Genomic DNA, 1027 nt, shown 5'->3' on the forward strand with positions numbered 1-1027 from the left:
TTGCTCGGCACCCGCCAGTCCGGCACGCCCGGCTTCCAGGTCGCTCGGATCGAATTCCATGCCGACCTGCTGGAGGCAGCACGCGACGACGCGCGGCTGATCCTGTCGCGCGACCCGGAACTGCAGTCCGAACGCGGCGAGGCGCTGCGCCTGTTGCTTTACCTGTTCGGCCGCGACGAGGCGGTACGGCTGCTGCGCGCCGGCTGAGCGCCAAGCGGCGGGTTGGCGAGACCACCTTCGACGGGTTCGCCATTCGGCGTCACCAGCTTGGCCTTGACTTCAGGGGCCACCATGCCTGCCGAGACGATCAGCTTGGCGCCGTCCTCGATCGACATGTCGAGCAGCACGATCTCGGATTTGTGCACATACATCAGGAATCCGGTGGTCGGGTTCGGCGTGCACGGCATGAACACCGCAATCAGCGGATCGCCTTCCTGATCGAGCTTCTGGTTGATCTCGGTTTCCTTCTCGCTGGCGACGAAAACCAGCGACCAGACGCCTTTGCGCGGATATTCGACCAAGCCGACCTGGCGGAACATGTCGCCCTTGTTCGACAGCACGGTCTCGAAAATCTGCTTCAGCGAGCCATAGATGCCGCGCACCAGCGGCATGCGACCCAGCAGCCGCTCGCCGAAATTGACGATGGCGCGGCCGACGATGTTGGCGGTCAGGAAACCGATCAGCGTGATCAGCACCAGCGCCACAATCAGCCCGAAGCCCGGAACCGGGAACGGCAGATAGGTATCGGGATTGTAGCGGACGGGGATGTAGGGCTTCACCCAGGAATCCACCCAGCCGATCAGCGACCAGGCGATATAGGCCGTGATCGCCAGGGGCGCACAGACGACGAACCCCGTCAGGAAGTAATTCCTCAGCCGGGTCATGCCAGAGGTCTTCAGGGCGTCGGACATGGGGCTCACCGCGGCGCATGTTGCGGCGCAGAGATTAGTGAACCGCGAGCCGGTTTGGAACTGCGAAGTTTTTAGAATCTACGCCGGAGCGAACGCCGCATAACCCGCTATTCCAC

The 1027-nt window shown here is 63.1% G+C and carries 2 protein-coding genes; one reads left to right on the forward strand and one right to left on the reverse strand.

Annotated elements, in window-relative coordinates; translation table 11 throughout:
* Positions 1 to 207: hypothetical protein (locus tag EOA24_RS39140; RefSeq protein WP_133374983.1), on the forward strand; the 207-nt coding region annotated here is incomplete at its 5' end.
* Here EOA24_RS39140 and EOA24_RS39145 read toward each other — a convergent pair.
* Positions 159 to 911, reverse strand: a complete 753-nt coding sequence (locus tag EOA24_RS39145; RefSeq protein WP_127410889.1) for a DUF502 domain-containing protein — start codon at positions 909 to 911, stop codon at positions 159 to 161. The two genes, EOA24_RS39140 and EOA24_RS39145, sit on opposite strands and share 49 nt — an antisense overlap.
* Positions 912 to 1027 lie beyond the last annotated feature (116 nt).

This window comes from Mesorhizobium sp. M2A.F.Ca.ET.039.01.1.1 (assembly GCF_003998035.1).
In the GTDB taxonomy this organism is placed as follows: Bacteria; Pseudomonadota; Alphaproteobacteria; order Rhizobiales; family Rhizobiaceae; genus Mesorhizobium.

Coding starts and splice junctions, on each gene's coding strand:
- EOA24_RS39145 (WP_127410889.1), bottom strand. CDS start 911: ATGTCCGACGCCCTGAAGACCTCTGGCATGACCCGGCTGAGGAATTAC.